The sequence below is a fragment of the Chryseobacterium sp. CS3K3.1 genome, assembly GCF_059515165.1.
In genome coordinates, this window is the sequence record NZ_JCAKRV010000028.1 from 1 (window position 1) to 17,407 (window position 17,407).

Sequence of the window (17,407 nt, forward strand, 5' to 3'; positions counted from 1 at the left end):
ATGACATAGTGTATGGATAAATAAAGCGTCCGGTTTGTCATTCTGAATGGAACAAAGTGGAATGAAGAATCTTTAAAAACAATCGATGAGATTCTTCCTTCGTCAGAATGACAAACTAAGTGCTTAATTTATTCCTGAAATTGCTCAGTAATCCATTTTAACAGAGCCTCAAAGTCTTCCTGAGAATATCCCAACTGTAAATAATGAATATCATCCGCCTTTCTGTACCATGTCAGCTGGCGTTTCGCATACCTGCGGCTGTTCTTTTTAATTTCCGAAACCGCAAAATCAAGATCCCATTCTCCATCAAAATACTTGAAAAGTTCAGCGTAACCTACAGTATTCAAAGCCGTCAATCCTTTGAATTCCTCAAGGCTTTTCACCTCATCCAGCAGTCCGTTTTCCATCATGATATCCACTCTGCGGTTAATTCTGTCATATAATTCTTCCCTTGGAGCTTCTATCCCGATTCTGATTACATTAAAATCTCTTTCATTCTGAGACACTGAAATATGTTCAGAATATTTTTTATCCGTCTGCCAGATAATATCAATAGCTCTCAACAGCCTGCGGTGATTGTGAATATCCACTACACTGAAATATTCAGGATCCAGTTCTTTTAAAATCTCCTGAAGTTTTTCAATTCCCTCCTGCTCCATCATATTTTGAAGCTTCTCCTGGTTTTCAACATTGGCTTCCGGAAGATCGTGGAGACCTTCTATCACCGCTTTTTCATACATCATGCTTCCTCCAACAAGAATTACCGTGTCATGAGCAGCAAAAAGTTCATTAAGCTTTTGAAGCGCATCTTCTTCATACTGCCCGATAGAATAATACTCTTCCACTGAAAGATTTCCGATAAAATGATGAGGTGCCTGCGCCAGTTCTTCTTCCGAAGGGGTGGCAGTCCCTATTTTCATTTCTTTAAAAAACTGGCGGGAATCACAGGAAATAATCTCGGTATTGAAATGCTGCGCCAAATCAATCGCCAATCTCGTTTTTCCAATTCCGGTGGGTCCTACTACAGAAATTAAATTTTTCTTTTTCACAGCGCTAATTTACGAAAATGGGAAGTTAAAATTACACCTCATTTATATTCACAACAATCTTCCCGCTTCCTGCCTCCATCTTCCAGCCATTTAACATTAGTTAAACTATAGACTTAAATGTTTATCTTTGTAGAACAATAAAAAACTATGATTTTATCAATGACCGGATTCGGTAGAGCCGAAGATGTTTTTGAAGGAAAAAAAATTACTATTGATATTAAATCTCTGAACAGCAAGAGCTTTGATTTAAATATTAAAATTCCTTTACGTTATAAAGAAAAAGAATTTGAAATCAGAAAAATTCTTAACGATAGAATTATCCGAGGAAAAGTAGACTGCTACGTTAATATCGAGAATCTTGAAGAGTCCAACGATGTAAAAATCAATAAAAACTTAATTGACTCTTATATTAACGAACTTAAAAACATAGCTTCTGACGGTCCCAATTTCGAATACCTTAAAATGGCAGTAAGACTTCCTGATGCCATTACATCAAGACCTGACGAATTAACGGAAGGTGAATGGGAAGCTCTGGCTAAGATTGTCAATAATGCCGTAGACAGATTCGAAGAATTCAGAAGAACTGAGGGGGGTATCTTACATGAGGAACTCAACAGAAATATTCAGAATATCGACAAATATCTGAGCGAAGTAATTCCTTTTGAAGAAGAAAGAATTGTGAGCGTGAAAGAACGTTATCAGAAATCTTTGAAAGAATTCGAAAACGTTGATGAAACACGTTTCTACCAGGAAATGGCCTATTTCACGGAAAAACTTGATATTTCTGAAGAAAAGGTAAGACTTGCCCAGCACCTGAAATATTACAAAGAAGTAATGGACAATGAGTCTTTCAACGGAAAAAAACTGGGATTTATTTCTCAGGAAATCGGAAGAGAAATCAATACACTGGGTTCTAAAGCCAATCACGCAGAAATCCAGAAACTGGTGGTAATGATGAAAGACGACCTTGAAAAAATTAAAGAACAAACGTTAAACGTATTGTAATGATAGATACGAGGAACGAGATGCGTGGCTGTTATTTCTAATAATGGAACACCAAACTCGAAACCCGTAACCCGAAACCAAAAAAAATGGATAAAGTAATTATATTTTCAGCACCATCAGGGAGCGGAAAAACTACATTGGTAAAGCATTCACTGGAAACATTTCCTGAGCTGGAATTTTCAATCTCATGTACTACAAGACAGCCAAGAGGAAGTGAAGTACATGCAGTAGATTATCATTTTCTGACACCGGAGGAGTTCAGACAGAAAATTTCCGAAGATGCTTTTGTAGAATATGAAGAAGTTTATACTGACAAATATTACGGTACTTTAAAATCTGAAGTGGAAAAAATCTGGAATCAGGGAAAAGTTGTTATTTTTGATGTAGATGTAAAAGGAGGCATTTCATTAAAAAAATACTTCGGTGAAAAAGCGTTGTCTATTTTTATAGAACCGCCTTCCATTGAAGAATTGGAACGAAGATTGATCTCCAGAAACACAGATGATGCAGAAACCATAAAAACCCGTGTAGCAAAGGCAGAAGAAGAAATGACCTATGCCAGCGAGTTTGACAAGATCGTGATTAATGAGGATCTTGATACAGCTAAAAAAGAAATAGAAAGTTTAATAAAAAGTTTTATAGAAAGAAACTAGAAGTTAGAAATTAGAAGTTAGTTTTTTTAGTGTCAGGAAAATGATACTCATTTTATACTAACCTCCAGTTTCTAATCTCTAACTTCTATAAAAGAAAAAATTGAGGTGGATATGAGTACCGAAACATTAGAAAAAGCTAAATCTGCAATTCCTGTCAGAGGATTTCTGGATATAAAAGATATTGCTATTCCTCAGGGTGAAGAGCTTGTAAAAGCTATTCTGAAACTTAAAGAGGAAAAAAATGCTGTTATTCTTGCCCATTATTACCAACCGGGAGAAATCCAGGATATTGCTGATTTCCTTGGAGATTCTTTACAGCTGGCAAGACAAGCTAAAGATACCAATGCTGACATGATTGTATTCTGTGGAGTACATTTTATGGCAGAAGCCGCAAAAATTCTGAACCCAACTAAAAAAGTAGTTCTTCCTGATACCATGGCCGGATGCTCTCTGGCAGACGGTTGTTCAGGGGAAGGACTGAGAAAAATGCGAGAGCAGCACCCGAATGCTTTAATTGCCACTTACATCAACTGTAATGCAGAAACTAAAGCTGAAAGTGATATTATCGTTACAAGTTCAAATGCTGAAACAGTGATTGAAGCACTTCCGAAAGACAGACCGATCATTTTTGCACCTGACAAAAACCTGGGAAGATACCTTTCTAAGAAAACAGGCCGCGATATGATCCTTTGGGATGGAAGCTGTGTGGTACACGAAGCATTTTCAATGGAAAGAATTGCCCAGCAATTGGCAGATAATCCGGATGCAAAACTGATTGCACACCCTGAAAGCGAAGAAGCAGTATTGAAATTAGCTCATTTCATCGGCTCTACTTCTGCTCTTTTGAATTATGTAGAAAAAGATGACTGCCAGAAATTCATCATTGCTACTGAGGAAGGTATTCTTCATGAAATGAAAAAGCGTGCACCTCACAAAGAACTGATTCCTGCATTGGTTTTCGACGAAAGCTGTAATTGTTCAGAATGCTTTTATATGAAACGTAATACAATGGAAAAATTGTATCTATGTATGAAATATGAGCTTCCGGAAATTCTTATCGACGAAGAATTAAGATTAAAAGCATTGAAACCTATTGAAGCGATGCTTGATCTTTCCAAAAGCATAAAATAAATTAAAGCACTGTAAAAACAGTGCTTTTTTTATTGTTCTGAAACAGGTCTTGTGCTAAGAGACACCTCCGTCTACGCATTCCATACTTACCAGAACACACATCTTACAATAATCAGGCAGTCCCTGATAAGCAGAGCATGGATATTGATATTCAGGTCCATCTCCAAACGTAGCATTCTGAGGACACCCTGCACATCTGGACGGACCAGCGGCCCCATTTAATCTTTCAAGTTCTTTTCTGTTTAATTTCTTTAAATTTTTCATAGTTGTTTTAATTTTTAATACGTTTTAAGATTCTGAAATAAGACAGCTTCCCGGAACTGATGGATCATAAGGGAAAAGATAAAGGCAAACTTTACGTCCTTTAAGATCTGTACATACAGCACACCCTTTTGGTCCGCAATCGAGGTCAACTGCACAGCTGTCTCCTGTGCCTCCGATAATAGATCTTAAGCTTTCTCTGTTTAATTTTTTTGAATTTTTCATAGTACTTTAATTTTTAAATTGGGTTTAGTCTATTCAATACTACAGCATTGGTGCATAGCAGGTTCCTCCCGGCTTCAGCCAGCATCCCCAATTCCCGCCTCCGCGGAAACAGACAAACTGCTCGCCTCCACATGCTTCAATCTGAATATCAGTGAAACCACCTTTGATGTTCTTCTTGTCTTCTCTTGATAATTTTTTAATTGTTTTCATAGCGTTTAATTTTAATATTAGAAATAAAAATATTATTTGTCTTTATTATTTTAAAATCAAGGCCTGTCAAAGCATTCAATGCTTACCAGCACCCTTCCTTTACAGCATTCCGGCAGAGCATGATAATCGGCACATGACCTTGGTTCACCTGGTCCGTACGGGCCGACAGGACAATTCTCAAAACAGTTATTCACATTTCCTCCACTGATTGATTTCAGATTCAGTCGGTTTAATTTTTCTAAATTTTTCATATTATTTTTTGATTAGTTTTCAGGATAAATACACCGTGAACTTACGAATACACAAGATTTGAATCATTCCGGCAGTACATTATATTCTTCACAGGAATGGGCAAATTTCATGGTCCGGGCCGTACCTCCATCTGCAGGACATCCGTCACACCTAAAAGCTGCTCCACTTATTTGTTTTTAAAGCTTGTTTTGAAGTTTTATTCAAATTTTTCACAGTTATTTCATTATTAGTTAATATCATAAATGTAACATTTTTAATCAATTACACCAAAATATATCTCATAAAAAGGAAATATATTTTATTATGTTAAAAACTTGTCTGTTTCAAAATAATTTGTACATTTGTTCCGTTACAATGAATTTTTTAAGAAACATATCTGATATTTCTGCTCTGAAATCACTTATTTCAGGCATATCTTCTGTTTCTACATTCGGCACTACAACAATTACCCCATAACGGGGTAGATTTTCACATATTATTCCCGGTACCCGTACTCTTTTTTTCAAAGAGTAACCATTTCTTTTTATCCAACTTCAAAAAAATAATTGATGAAAGTTTTAAAATTCGGCGGAACATCAGTCGCCCATTCTCAGAATATCTTACTGATGGAAAAGATCGTAAAAAGAGAATCTTTAAAAAGTAAAGTTGTAGTTATTGTATCCGCTCTTTATGGAGTTACAGATCAATTGATTAAAGCAGCAGAACAGGCTTCTGTAAAAGATGAAAATTACAGTCAGGCCGTTCAGAACCTTGAAGAAAAACATATCAGTCTGGTCAAAGAACTTTTCCCTATTGCAGAACAAAGCTCATGGCTGAGTTTTGTAAAAAAACATTTCAACGATATCGAGGATCTCTGCAACGGAATTGCTGTTCTTGGTGAATTGACAGATAGAATTAAAGATAAAATTGCTTCTTACGGAGAATTCCTGTCCTCAAAAATTATAGCTGCAAGATTACAGCTTGAAGGATTGGACTGCGTTTGGATGAACTCTGCAGAACTGATCAGAACAGATAGTAATTTTACCCATGCAAAAGTAGATTTTAAATCTACCGATCATAATATTGCCCGTTTTCTGAATGAAAATCAGAACCCCATTATCGTAGGACCAGGTTTTATAGCGAGGGACGAGAAAAATAACGCCACCACATTAGGGAGAGGCGGATCAGATTACACCGCATCTATTATTGCAGCGGCTATTGATGCAGAAGAACTCCAGATCTGGACCGATGTAAGCGGGATGATGACTGCTGACCCCCGTCTGGTTTCCAATGCTAAACCTATTTCAGAAATATCTTATCATGAAGCGATGGAACTGTCACATTTTGGGGCTAAAGTACTCTACCCGCCTTCCATTCAGCCTGTCATGGTAAAAAATATAAACCTGCTTATCAAGAATACTTTTGATCCCGATGCAGAGGGTACTCTTATTTCCCATCAACTGAAATCTTCAGAAGATGAAAAACAGATTGCAGTAGGAATCTCCAATATGAACAGTATTGCCCTTCTTACACTGGAAGGCAGCGGAATGGTAGGAATACCCGGAATTTCAGCTAAATTATTTCAATGTTTAAGCCATGAAAAGATCAATGTAATCCTTATAACACAAGGTTCTTCAGAGCATTCCATCACCATTGCAATTGAAGAAAAAGAAGCTTTACGTGCCGAGCATGCAATCAACTCTTCTTTTGCGGATGATATTAATCTGAAAAGAGTGTACGCGGTAAAAATTGAGACCGGCCTTTCTATTATAGCTCTGGTTGGAGAAAGTATGAAAAGCAGAAGCGGTGTAAGTGCAAAAATGTTCGGATGTCTGGGAAATAACGGAGTTAATATTAGAGCCATAGCACAAGGCTCTTCGGAAAGAAATATCAGTATTGTGATTTCAGAAAAGGACAGTAAAAAAGCAGTAAATGTGCTTCACGAAGATTTTTTTGAATCTGAAATAAAACAAATTCATCTTTACATCTGTGGAACAGGAAATGTAGGTTCAAAACTGATCCAGCAGATTTATGACCAAAATGATTATTTAAAAGAAAACTTTCTGATCAACCTGAGAATTGCAGGAATTTCCAACAGCCGTCATATGATGTTTTCAGATCAGGGAATTTCACAGGAAAATTATTATAACTGGAATCAGCATGGTGAAAAAGCCTCTGCCAGGGAATTTGCTGACGAAATTATCCACAGAAACCTTAGGAATTCTGTTTTCGTTGATGTAACTGCAAGTCCTGAGGTTCCTGAAGTATATGAAAGTTTATTAAAAAGAAGTGTGGATATTGTTGCCTGTAATAAAATTGCAGCTTCTTCTGATTTTAGAAAGTATAAAACCTTAAAAAATACCGCCAGAAACCACAACTGCAGTTTTTATTTTGAAACCAATGTAGGTGCAGGGCTTCCGGTAATAGGAACTATCAACGACCTCATCAAAAGCGGAGACCAGATTCAATCCATTAAAGCTGTACTGAGTGGAACATTGAATTTTGTGTTTAATGAGTATGACGGAAACAGAACTTTTTCTGAAGTGGTAGCCCAGGCTCAGAAGGAAGGATACACAGAGCCGGATCCAAGGCTTGATCTGTCCGGAACAGATGTAGCAAGGAAAATTTTAATTCTGGCCAGAGAGGCAGGATATCCGCTTCAGTTTGAAGACATTGAAAATAGAGGTTTTCTGCCTGAAGAATGTATGGAAGGAAGCGTTGAAAGTTTTTATGAGAAACTCACAGTATATGAAGAACATTTTAAAAACTTATTGAACAAGGCAAAAAACGAAGGTAAAATATTAAAATACGTAGCAGAATTTGAAGACGGAAAAGCCAGAGTAGGTTTACAACATATTGCTCCGGACAGCGATCTGTTTCATCTGTATGGCAAAGACAATATTGTCATTTTTAAAACGCTGAGATATTCCGAACAGCCTTTGGTGGTAAAAGGTGCCGGAGCAGGAGCTGATGTAACAGCGAGTGGAGTTTTTGCAGATATTATCCGTTCTATTTAAAAATACAAATATGAAAAAAGTAAAATTAAAAGTACCCGCCACTGTGGCCAACCTGGTTTGCGGATTCGATATTTTAGGAATGGCAGTTCATGATCCTTATGATGAAATGGAATTCAGATTATTGGAAACCCCAGAAATTATTATAAAACATACAGATTCTTTTGGACTTCCTGAAGAACCATCCAAAAATGTTGCAGGCATCGTCTTGTTGAAAATTCAGGAACATTTTAATCTGAAAAATGGTTTTGAAGTCATTATTCATAAACATATAAAGCCTGGAAGCGGGCTCGGCTCCAGTGCGGCAAGTGCCGCCGGAGCCGCCTTCGGAGCCAATGTATTATTAGGAAACAAATTGTCAAAAGAAGAAATGGTTCATTTTGCCATGTTTGGAGAAGAACTGGCTTCGGGAGTACGCCATGCAGACAATATCGCGCCATGCATCTATGGTGGGATTACACTGGTAAAATCTACTGACCCGATTGATATTATTCCGCTGAACAGCCCTGATTTATTTGTAACAGCAGTACATCCGCAGGTAGAAGTTAAAACTTCGGATGCCAGACAGATTTTAAAGAAAAATATCAGTTTGAAAAGCGCTGTGGAACAATGGGGAAATATCGCAGGGCTGGTAGCTGGAATTGAGAAAAATGATTTCCCGTTAATTGGCAGAAGTCTTAACGACGTCATCATAGAACCTGTCCGCAGTATTCTTATTCCGAAGTTTGACGAAATCAAAGAAAAAAGCTTACAGATAGGAGCTTTGGGAGGAGGAATTTCCGGTTCAGGACCATCTATTTTTATGTTATCTGAACAAAAAGAGACTGCGGAAAAAATTGCTCAGATGATGGAGTCAGTGTATAATGAAATTGAAATAGAAAGTTTTGTCTATGTTTCAAAAATAAATCCGACAGGAATTCAGATCGTTGAAGAAAATTAATCTTAAAAAACAGAAATGAAATATTATAATCTAAAAGACCATCTGGAAAAAATTGATTTCAGAGAAGCAACAATAAAAGGGCAGGGAAAAGAAAAAGGATTATTTTTTCCGGAAAACATTCCGCAATTTGACCAGGAATTTATTCAAAATCTTCATCAATATTCCAATGAAGAAATTGCATACCAGTGTATGAAAGATTTTGTGGGTGATGAAATTCCTTCTGAAATCTTAAAGGAAATTGTTGCTGAAACAGTCAGTTTTGATATCCCTTTGGTTAAGATCAATGAACAAATCTCTATATTGGAATTATTTCATGGTCCCACCCTGGCTTTTAAAGATATCGGAGCCAGATTGATGAGCCGCTGCCTTTCCTATTTTTTGAAAGACCGGAATAAAAAAGTCACTGTTCTGGTGGCAACTTCTGGAGATACGGGAGGAGCTGTTGCCCATGGATTTTATAAAATCCCGCAAATTAATGTAGTCATTCTGTATCCTAAAAACAGAGTCAGTCCTGTGCAGGAAAAACAATTGACCGCATTAGGCGAAAATATTTCAGCGCTGGAAGTCAACGGAAGTTTTGATGACTGTCAGAATCTTGTCAAACAGGCTTTTTCAGATGAAGAAATCAACAGTCAGTTATTTTTGACCTCTGCCAATTCTATCAATGTTGCAAGATGGCTTCCTCAGCAGATTTATTATTTAATAGCTTTAAAACAATGGATACAGGAGCATAAGGAACAACCTGTAATCTGTGTACCCAGCGGAAATTTCGGAAATATCTGTGCCGGGCTTCTGGCTCATGTCAGAGGTTTGCCTGCCAGCCATTTTATCGCCGCCTGCAACGCCAACCAGGTAGTTCCTGATTATTTTAAAACTCAGAATTACCAGCCACAAAAAGCCATTACCACTCTATCCAATGCTATGGATGTGGGAAACCCAAGTAATTTTGTACGAATTCTGGAGCTTTTTGGGAATCAGTTTGAACTGGTAAAAAATAAAATTTCAGCTTATTCCATTGATGATGAGCAAACTATGAATACTATCTCGGTGGTTTATGAGAAATACGGATATGTTCTGGAGCCTCATAGCGCTGTTGCATTGACCGCAATGGAACAATATCTGCAAGAAAATCCTGAACAGAAAGGATTTATTCTGGGGACTGCACATCCTGTAAAATTCCCTGATGCAGTGGAAAAAGCCATTCATACTCAGATTGAAATTCCTGAACCTTTGAAAGAACTTATGGAAAAGGATAAAAAAACTGTAGAAATAAATTCAGATTTTGAAGAATTAAGACGATTTTTGCTTCATAAAATCTGAAGCAATGAGCAAAATATATCTTGAAGACGTTAGAATATATGCCTACCATGGTGTACTTCCCGAAGAAAATATCATCGGTACCTATTATATTCTGAATGTAGAACTTCATACCGATCTGTGGAAAGCCGCAGAATCTGATGATTTGCATGACACGATAAGCTATGCAGACATCAATGATATCCTTCATGGCGAGATGAAAATAAAATCCAGATTACTGGAACATGTGGCCGGAAGAATGATTACAAAAATTCACAACAGCTTTCCACAGATTGACTATATTAAATTAAAAATCACCAAAACAGCTCCTCCAATGCAGGGAGAAATGAAAGGTGCCAGCATTGAGCTTGAAAAAAGCTTTAAGCCGGAAAATTAAAATTCTTATTTTCGTTGATAAAAAAACATTCAAATTGAAATTCGTTACAATATTATTTTTAGTAGCAGGAATCAGCGTTTTTGGCCAGGCCACTGTTGATAATCAGCTGGCAGCCTATAACTTTCCGAAGATAAAATCCAGTATTACAATGCCTGTGACCATTCCTCTTTCGGAGCTTAGCAATATGATCAATGCTTCCGTGAAAGATCTCGTTTATCAGGATGATTCGTATACAGACAATAACAATGACCAGTTTAAGGTAAAAGTATGGAAGACGAGACCTATCCGTCTTGTCGGTGGAACCAGTCAGAACCTGCTGATTGAAGTTCCTTTAAAAATATGGGCAGAAAAAGGAATTGGTACATTGGGAGTTTATACCTATCAGAATACAACCTTCGAAACGGTAATGTCTTTCAATACCACCGTTACTTTTAAAAATAACTGGACCATTACGACGAACACCCGTCCGAACGGTTTCAGATGGGTTACAAAACCTGTTCTGGATTATGGAAGAATCCAGATTCCTATTACTTCCTTTGTTGAAAAAAGCTTAAAAGAACAACAGGAAAAATTCTGTAAAACCATTGATCAGCAAATGGCTGCACAGTTGAATTTCCAGCAATATGCCTTAATGGCCTGGAATACTTTTCTGCAGCCCTTCAATATTTCTGAGGAATATAATACCTGGCTGAAAGTAAGTCCGGTGGGAGTTAATATCACTCCTTTGAAGTTCTATGGAAATCAGATCAACGCTACTCTTGGTGTGGATATCTTTTCGGAAACTTTCACAGGAAATAAACCTGCTGCTTCTTCACCGGTGACCAGCGTTGCCAACTTTAATACAACACCGGCAGTTGCAGATCGATTTATTCTGCAGACCACTGCTAATATTCCTTTTACTGAGGCAAGCAGTATGGCAAGAAAAACTTTCCTGAATAAGGAATTTGATATGCGTGATTCTAAAGTAAAAGTAACCGACATCAGGGTATACGGTGTTGATGACAGAGTAGTTATTGAAGCCCAGACTGATGGCTATATAAAAGGAACCTCCATTATTTCAGGGATCCCGGTGTATGACGAAACGAAAAGGAAAATTGTTTTGTCACAAACAAAATTCAAGCTGAAAACGACCAATATTCTGCAGAAAACAGCTTCTCTCCTGTTTCAGGGGAAAATCGTAAAAATGATTGAAGAAGAATATGGTATCCCTACTCAGGAACTGGAAGAAACTTCAAGAAAAAGTATTGAAGAAGCTTTTAATAAAGAGTATTATAAAGGATTAAAAATGAACGGAAGAGTTTTCAATCTTAAGCCCAGTAAAATTCTGCTTAGCAGTACAGGAATTACCGCCGTTATTGATACAAATGCTTCGTTAAAATTGATTGTGAACGGATTCTAAAATTTTAAACTCAAAAACTAAACCAAAAACTAATAACCGACCATGAGAAAATACTTAGTAGTTGTAGATCGAAACAAAGCTGAAAAGCTGACCAGATTTGCTAATTTTTTTATTGACAGACTTGTAATCTCAGTTTTTTTTCTTGCTTTGGGCTTTACTGCTTCCTTACTGTACAACCTTGCCAATATTGACTTTCTGATCAAGATTGTTTATAAAATGTCAGAAATGAATAGGTTTCTTGATATACTGATAACCTCTCTTATCTACTTTATGTACACTTTTCTGATAGAATATTTTACCAAAGGAAGATCGATCGGCAAGTATATTACCGGAACAAAAGTCATTTGTATTGATGGAACAGAACCTACTTTTAATGACTATTTAGTCCGCAATATTTCGAGAATTGTTCCTTTTGATACATTTTCCTTCTTAGGTGAAAATGGCTGGCATGATAAATGGAGTGAAACAAGAGTAATTAACATCAAAAATTATCAGGCTGAAATTCAAGCAAAAAGCGAAATTGAGGATCTTGGAAAGAAAGAAATTGCTTAAAAACTTTTGTTCATAAAGAAATTTTACTATATTTGCACACCTCAAAAATGGTAAAAATGGTACTTTGGCCGAGCGGCTAGGCAGTGGTCTGCAACACCATCTACAGCGGTTCGAATCCGCTAGGTACCTCAGAAAAAACCTCTAAATAACTTAGAGGTTTTTTTGTTTTTATATTTTTACGTTTTTCAAAATTCCATTCTTTCTTCTCAACAATATTATTATGAAAAAGTTGATGATCTTCTTTCTGATTTCTTTTGTCCTAGCAGTTTTAAACGGATATTTCTTTAATTATATTAATGATACCTACTTACATTTTGATGTCAATTACACTAAGTCTCAAAATATCTCAAAAAATGAATTAAACTTTATTGCCGTATTCGTTGCTCCTTTTATTGAAACTTTTATATTTCAGTATCTCCCCTACCTGATTTTAAGCAAATGGATAAGACTCAACAATAAAGCATTTTGCATTATCATTATGAGTATTATTTTCGCATCAATGCATTATTATAACTGGCTCTATATTACTATGACATTTTTTGGCGGCATTATTTTAAATAACCTTTATATTTATTATCACAAGCAGATTCCTCACTACAGTTTTATTCTAACAGTACTCTTCCACATGTTGTTCAATCTTTATGGGTTTTTGTTTATCATGTAACTTTCCTTTATTAAAAAAACAAGCTCTTCCTGATCAAAGAAGAGCTTGGTAAATAATGCAAAAAGTAATGATGGATAAAAAATTATCTTTTTCAAAGATAAAGGGATAAATCAACCTGGGTTTATGAGCAGCGTCATATCATATCAAAAAAAATCCCCGGAAATTCCGAGGATAAAAACTAATAACCATGAAAACTCAAATTAAACATGAGTTACATTTCTATATTGAAAAATCGTGCCAAGAATAACAATTTTGAGAAAAAAAGTTAATTTCTTACTACAGCACCATTTTAACCAATTCAGCATTTTAAACCGATTTTACTGATACTTTAAAAACCACTTCATAATTACTTCTAATAATTTCAGATAAATATAACGGTCCGGCAAAAGTATTAAAAAAAAAATAATTTACATTTTAATAAAATAAAATTTACATTCATGACATAAAAAAAATTAAAATAACTTAATTCGCCATAAAAATATTTTTTGTCACAAATTGGCATACTTTATTCTTTATTTAAACCAACCCAATAAAATTTAAATGTCATGTCACAAAAAAATTTTAATAAGGAAGATTTCACAAAAATCAAAGATGGGGAATATCAGTTGGAATATACAATAAGTGAAATAGGCGAAGGGGCAGATCTTATCGTGGAAAGAATGACAGAAAATGGAAATTATGAAATGATTCAGCCTCAGTTACGAAAATCAAATGACAAAATATCAATCATTTGGGACAGTCCGTTCGACGGTAGAATTCTATTTGATGTATAAGGGCAATTCAGACCTGTTCATCATATAGAAAAAGCCCCCAGAAATGGAGGCCTCAAAAAACACAAATGATGAAAAAAAATTTTATATCAGAGATAAAAATTATTTTATCTATTAATTCTTAGTCAAAGATATACCACTCTTTTTTTTTATTTTATGATTATACTCATAAAATTTTTAATTCTTTTAAATACTGGATTTTTCAAGCCTTTAAAATATTTCTCAAAAAGAGACAATAATTAAAATCTATATATTCTGTTTTCTAATAACTGAGAGAAGAGCATTTCTTTATCTGAAATACATCATAAAATATCAGTTTTTGCACAATTATCATATGCGCTAAGTCATAAAAGCATAAAAAAGAAACGGCCTCCGCAAGGAGGCCTAAAAAACACAAATGATGAAAAAAATCTATTTAGAAAAATCCAAACAGAATATTGCGGAATCATTCAAAATGGTCATTATATTGTTACATTTTCCAAGCAGAAAACATTATACAATACCGGAACAGAAGAATGAATACTTTCTATAAGAATCAAACTGCATCTGAAGATCAATTAAACACCAAAAACAGGGTGAAATTATTTAGTAAACTAAAAAATCTTCATCTGTGGAACGGGTAAATTTAGTTAAATATTTATTTGCACACAAGACTATTCCTCCCAAATGATTGGAATATACACTGTAACATATCCATCAGCATCTACATTGGCATCAGAAACTGTTGCAACGACAGTTCCATAACCTACCCAGCCTCCCTGGCCCTGCGTAGCAGAAAAATTGTAGGTTCCTGCAGGAAGGCCATCATAATATTGTGGAAGAGATTGAAATCCGCCGCCGTAATAAGTATCATATATTTCCCCTGTAGCTATATTCTCAGCAAGAAAACTTCCTACATCATAATTTCCAGAAAGAATTTTGGTTCCGTTTTTTGAAAGAAGACCATAACGGATCTTATAAGTCTGAGTTTTTGGCGTTTCCCCGGCTATTCCTGAATAGTCTTTATAGGTCTGGGTTATTTCCCTGGAAGAAAACGATGTCGCAACAGTAAGCAATCCAATCACTGCTGATACTGTAAAAATTGATTTTTTCATATTAAACGTATTTGGTATTCAAAAATACTCAACTTATATGAATTTAATAAAAACTATTAATGAAATAAAATTTACAAATACTCCTGACACCCTGCTTTAACAATATAAAATTCATCAATATTCGAAATTATTTTCCTTTTAACTACTAATTTTAACACTCGTTAACTAAAATTTGGCTCTATAATTGAAAATACAAACTAAAATTAAAGTCATTTGGCTTTATTGTATTAAAATTTGAATTATGAGAAAGATAGTATTGGCAGGTTTTTTATCCGTCTTTTTAATGACGGCCTGCAAGAAAGATGACCGTGTTGCAGAAAAGTCGCTGGAAGCACAGAAACTTGAGTTTCAGGCCAGACAACTTGAAATAGAAAAACAAAAACTGGCTATTGAAAAAGAAAAAATGGTATACGAAGCCCAGAAAAAAGCAGACAGTATATCAGAAAGTAAAAAGTCAAGAGCTGCTGCTGAAAATAATTCAAAACCACAGGTGATCAGAGAAACACGAACAGTATATAGAGACAGAAGCTCAAACTCTGGTTCAGGCAGCAACGGAAGCTATGCCGATAACGGAAGTGGTACTTCACAGGGAACCACACAGAAAAAAGGATGGAGTAAGGCTGCCAAAGGAACTGTTATTGGTACCGTAGGTGGAGCAGCAGTCGGAGCCATAGTGGCTAAGAAAAACAGAGGACTTGGAGCTGTTATTGGTGGTGTTGTAGGAGGTGCTACAGGATATACTATTGGTAGATCCCAGGATAGAAAAGACGGTCGAGTACAACCCCGTTAATAAATATTTTAATGATAAAATACAAAGATTGCTTACTTTTAAGCAATCTTTTTTTATGATACTGATTCTGTTTTCATCCATTTTCATTATTCCTGTCCTGATGGGCTGGGGAAAGATCGTGGAAAATATATGGGGCAATTTGTTCCAGGGAATTTCCGGGAAAATTTTATCCGGAATCCTGGGATTAAGCCTGATATGGACAGTTATCTCATTTTTCACTCCCTTGAATATAAATGTAGAAATACCTTCCATACTCTCAGGATTTTTCTTTTTCTTTAAAAATAAACTTTATCAGGATTTCTACCAGCTTACAAAAAAGGAATTTAAAGTATTAAGTGTATGTTCTCTGGTTATTATATTCGCAGGTTCTTTTTATCCTTATATATTGGATCATTTCGGATATTATATTCCTACGTTGAAGTGGCTCACAGAATATGGTCTGGTAAAGGGGATTTCCAATGTAGACCTCACCTTAGGGCAAATGTCTGTCTGGCATATCTTTCAGGCTGGGTTTTCTAATTTCTCTGACCCTTTCTTAAGAATCAATACCCTGCTGCTTATCATCTACAGTATTTATAGTATTGAAAAGAAAAACTGGATACATCTATGTTTCCTGCCGGTATTACTGCTCTTTTCACAGTCTCCAAGCCCTGATCTTCCTGTCCTTATTTTTTCATTGATTATTTTAAATGAGATCATGGCAGGGAACAGAAATTCCGCTTTCCTTTTTACATTTTCAGTATTTGTTTTTGCCATAAAACCAACCATGATATGGCTGCCTGTATTGACATTCCTAAGTTCAGTTTTTATTTTTAAAACCCATTTCAGATCCTTCTTTTCAGGAATCATCATCTTACTGCTTTTCTTCATTAAAAATATCTGGACATTCGGATATCCGGTCTTTCCGTTAGCATTTGGTGATGTAGGAATATGCTGGAAACCCAATTCTGAGGTTTTAAAAATCTCCTCACAATTTGCCATTATGAAAACGTATGATATGCAGTACACGTATGAGGAAATCCAGAAATTTTCAACTGCAGATTATATCAGAAACTGGTTTTCTCTGGAAGGAATCAAATCCAAAATCAACATTCTTTTTGTTTTGAACTTAGTCATTTTCACTGTCTTTACCTTAATAAAAAAGAAAAAGCTCATCACCCTGATCTGTCTTTCATTATTGATAAAGAGTATATTAGTTCTTGCTTTTTCAGCCCAATACAGATTTTTTACAGATGTCTTTTTCGTGGTATTCTTTGTTATTTTCCATGAATATTTTGATCAGAAGAAAGCTGTTATTACTTTCTCCATTCTAAGCGTATTTTTTATTTCCATTTTATCCTTCCCGGAATTTATCCAGAGATATCTTCCAAGTTTCAGAGTCGGAAACTTTATGAAAGGATTTGAAAAAGAACAGATGTACAAGCCTGCAGGCTATGAATATCAGCAGTTTGATACATTTAAGGTTGGAAATTTTAAATTTAATGTTTCTCATCGTTATCCTTATAGTTTTGACACCCCGCTTCCGGCCATCACTCCGGCTTATTTTTTCGATAACGTAAAGGCGGGTATTTTTCCACAACTCTCGGATAAAAATGATATCAAAAAAGGATTTATCTGGAAAAAAATGATCTCAGAAGAAAAAGAGGAAGCTCAAAAGATTATCAATACTATCGAAAACACTGATAAATAGAACAAATCCAGAAACTTTATTATCTGAAGAAAAAAA

Annotated in this window: 20 protein-coding genes and 1 tRNA gene; 14 read left to right on the forward strand and 7 right to left on the reverse strand. The window is 35.6% G+C overall.

Translation table 11 applies throughout. The features are described from left to right. Positions 1-128 precede the first annotated feature (128 nt). Positions 129-1,049, reverse strand: coding sequence for a tRNA (adenosine(37)-N6)-dimethylallyltransferase MiaA (gene miaA / locus AC5YGI_RS20675; protein WP_330743156.1), 921 nt, complete (start codon positions 1,047-1,049; stop codon positions 129-131). Positions 1,050-1,196: 147 nt separating this feature from the next. Between miaA and AC5YGI_RS20680 the strand changes: the two genes are divergently transcribed. The 3 genes from AC5YGI_RS20680 to nadA all read left to right on the forward strand — a co-directional run bounded on the left by AC5YGI_RS20680 (position 1,197) and on the right by nadA (position 3,838). Beyond that, complete coding sequence (locus AC5YGI_RS20680; protein ID WP_082798853.1) at positions 1,197-2,054, forward strand: YicC family protein; 858 nt, start codon at positions 1,197-1,199, stop codon at positions 2,052-2,054. An 86-nt stretch (positions 2,055-2,140) separates the two neighbouring features. Then, positions 2,141-2,707 (forward strand): guanylate kinase, encoded by a 567-nt coding sequence (gene gmk, locus AC5YGI_RS20685; RefSeq protein ID WP_330743161.1) that lies wholly within the window; start codon positions 2,141-2,143, stop codon positions 2,705-2,707. A gap of 111 nt (positions 2,708-2,818) precedes the next feature. After that, positions 2,819-3,838, forward strand: coding sequence for a quinolinate synthase NadA (gene nadA / locus AC5YGI_RS20690; RefSeq protein ID WP_002976710.1), 1,020 nt, complete (start codon positions 2,819-2,821; stop codon positions 3,836-3,838). Positions 3,839-3,892: 54 nt separating this feature from the next. Here nadA and AC5YGI_RS20695 read toward each other — a convergent pair whose 3' ends face one another. The 5 genes from AC5YGI_RS20695 to AC5YGI_RS20715 form a co-directional block, all read right to left on the reverse strand. After that, positions 3,893-4,102, reverse strand: a complete 210-nt coding sequence (locus tag AC5YGI_RS20695) for a hypothetical protein (protein WP_137905607.1) — start codon at positions 4,100-4,102, stop codon at positions 3,893-3,895. Between the two features lie 24 nt (positions 4,103-4,126). After that, positions 4,127-4,324, reverse strand: coding sequence for a bacteriocin-like protein (locus tag AC5YGI_RS20700; RefSeq protein WP_227942878.1), 198 nt, complete (start codon positions 4,322-4,324; stop codon positions 4,127-4,129). 39 nt (positions 4,325-4,363) lie between these two features. Then, entirely contained in the window at positions 4,364-4,534 is a 171-nt protein-coding gene (locus AC5YGI_RS20705) for a bacteriocin-like protein (RefSeq protein WP_157885797.1), read from the reverse strand. A 56-nt stretch (positions 4,535-4,590) separates the two neighbouring features. Beyond that, positions 4,591-4,785, reverse strand: a complete 195-nt coding sequence (locus tag AC5YGI_RS20710; RefSeq protein ID WP_330743173.1) for a hypothetical protein — start codon at positions 4,783-4,785, stop codon at positions 4,591-4,593. Between the two features lie 324 nt (positions 4,786-5,109). After that, positions 5,110-5,292, reverse strand: coding sequence for a hypothetical protein (locus tag AC5YGI_RS20715; RefSeq protein ID WP_227942880.1), 183 nt, complete (start codon positions 5,290-5,292; stop codon positions 5,110-5,112). A 42-nt stretch (positions 5,293-5,334) separates the two neighbouring features. On the opposite strand from AC5YGI_RS20715, the gene thrA reads away from it, so the two are divergent. From thrA to AC5YGI_RS20760, 9 genes are all read left to right on the forward strand, one after another. After that, a complete protein-coding gene (thrA, locus tag AC5YGI_RS20720) occupies positions 5,335-7,782 on the forward strand; it encodes a bifunctional aspartate kinase/homoserine dehydrogenase I (protein ID WP_330743176.1) in 2,448 nt (815 codons plus the stop codon). A 10-nt stretch (positions 7,783-7,792) separates the two neighbouring features. Further along, positions 7,793-8,719, forward strand: coding sequence for a homoserine kinase (locus AC5YGI_RS20725; RefSeq protein ID WP_330743177.1), 927 nt, complete (start codon positions 7,793-7,795; stop codon positions 8,717-8,719). Positions 8,720-8,734: 15 nt separating this feature from the next. Further along, entirely contained in the window at positions 8,735-10,039 is a 1,305-nt protein-coding gene (thrC, locus tag AC5YGI_RS20730; RefSeq protein WP_330743179.1) for a threonine synthase, read from the forward strand. 4 nt (positions 10,040-10,043) lie between these two features. Further along, a complete protein-coding gene (gene folB, locus AC5YGI_RS20735; RefSeq protein ID WP_110008073.1) occupies positions 10,044-10,412 on the forward strand; it encodes a dihydroneopterin aldolase in 369 nt (122 codons plus the stop codon). Positions 10,413-10,446: 34 nt separating this feature from the next. Next, positions 10,447-11,811, forward strand: coding sequence for a DUF4403 family protein (locus AC5YGI_RS20740; protein ID WP_330743183.1), 1,365 nt, complete (start codon positions 10,447-10,449; stop codon positions 11,809-11,811). A 42-nt stretch (positions 11,812-11,853) separates the two neighbouring features. Beyond that, complete coding sequence (locus AC5YGI_RS20745) at positions 11,854-12,363, forward strand: RDD family protein (RefSeq protein WP_330743184.1); 510 nt, start codon at positions 11,854-11,856, stop codon at positions 12,361-12,363. A 58-nt stretch (positions 12,364-12,421) separates the two neighbouring features. Continuing rightward, positions 12,422-12,492 (forward strand) — tRNA-Cys (locus AC5YGI_RS20750). A gap of 103 nt (positions 12,493-12,595) precedes the next feature. Next, positions 12,596-13,027, forward strand: coding sequence for a CPBP family intramembrane glutamic endopeptidase (locus tag AC5YGI_RS20755; RefSeq protein ID WP_442879202.1), 432 nt, complete (start codon positions 12,596-12,598; stop codon positions 13,025-13,027). A gap of 545 nt (positions 13,028-13,572) precedes the next feature. Beyond that, entirely contained in the window at positions 13,573-13,800 is a 228-nt protein-coding gene (locus AC5YGI_RS20760; RefSeq protein WP_137905611.1) for a glutathione synthase, read from the forward strand. A gap of 650 nt (positions 13,801-14,450) precedes the next feature. Here AC5YGI_RS20760 and AC5YGI_RS20765 read toward each other — a convergent pair. After that, positions 14,451-14,891: a hypothetical protein gene (locus tag AC5YGI_RS20765; RefSeq protein WP_496169594.1), complete on the reverse strand. Its 441-nt coding sequence runs from the start codon at positions 14,889-14,891 to the stop codon at positions 14,451-14,453. Positions 14,892-15,132: 241 nt separating this feature from the next. On the opposite strand from AC5YGI_RS20765, the gene AC5YGI_RS20770 reads away from it, so the two are divergent. Further along, positions 15,133-15,681 carry a glycine zipper domain-containing protein gene (locus AC5YGI_RS20770; protein WP_110008078.1) on the forward strand — a complete coding sequence of 183 codons (549 nt, stop codon included), beginning with the start codon at positions 15,133-15,135 and terminating at the stop codon, positions 15,679-15,681. Positions 15,682-15,736: 55 nt separating this feature from the next. Further along, positions 15,737-17,371, forward strand: coding sequence for an LIC_10190 family membrane protein (locus AC5YGI_RS20775; RefSeq protein WP_496169596.1), 1,635 nt, complete (start codon positions 15,737-15,739; stop codon positions 17,369-17,371). The last annotated feature ends 36 nt before the right edge of the window (positions 17,372-17,407 follow it).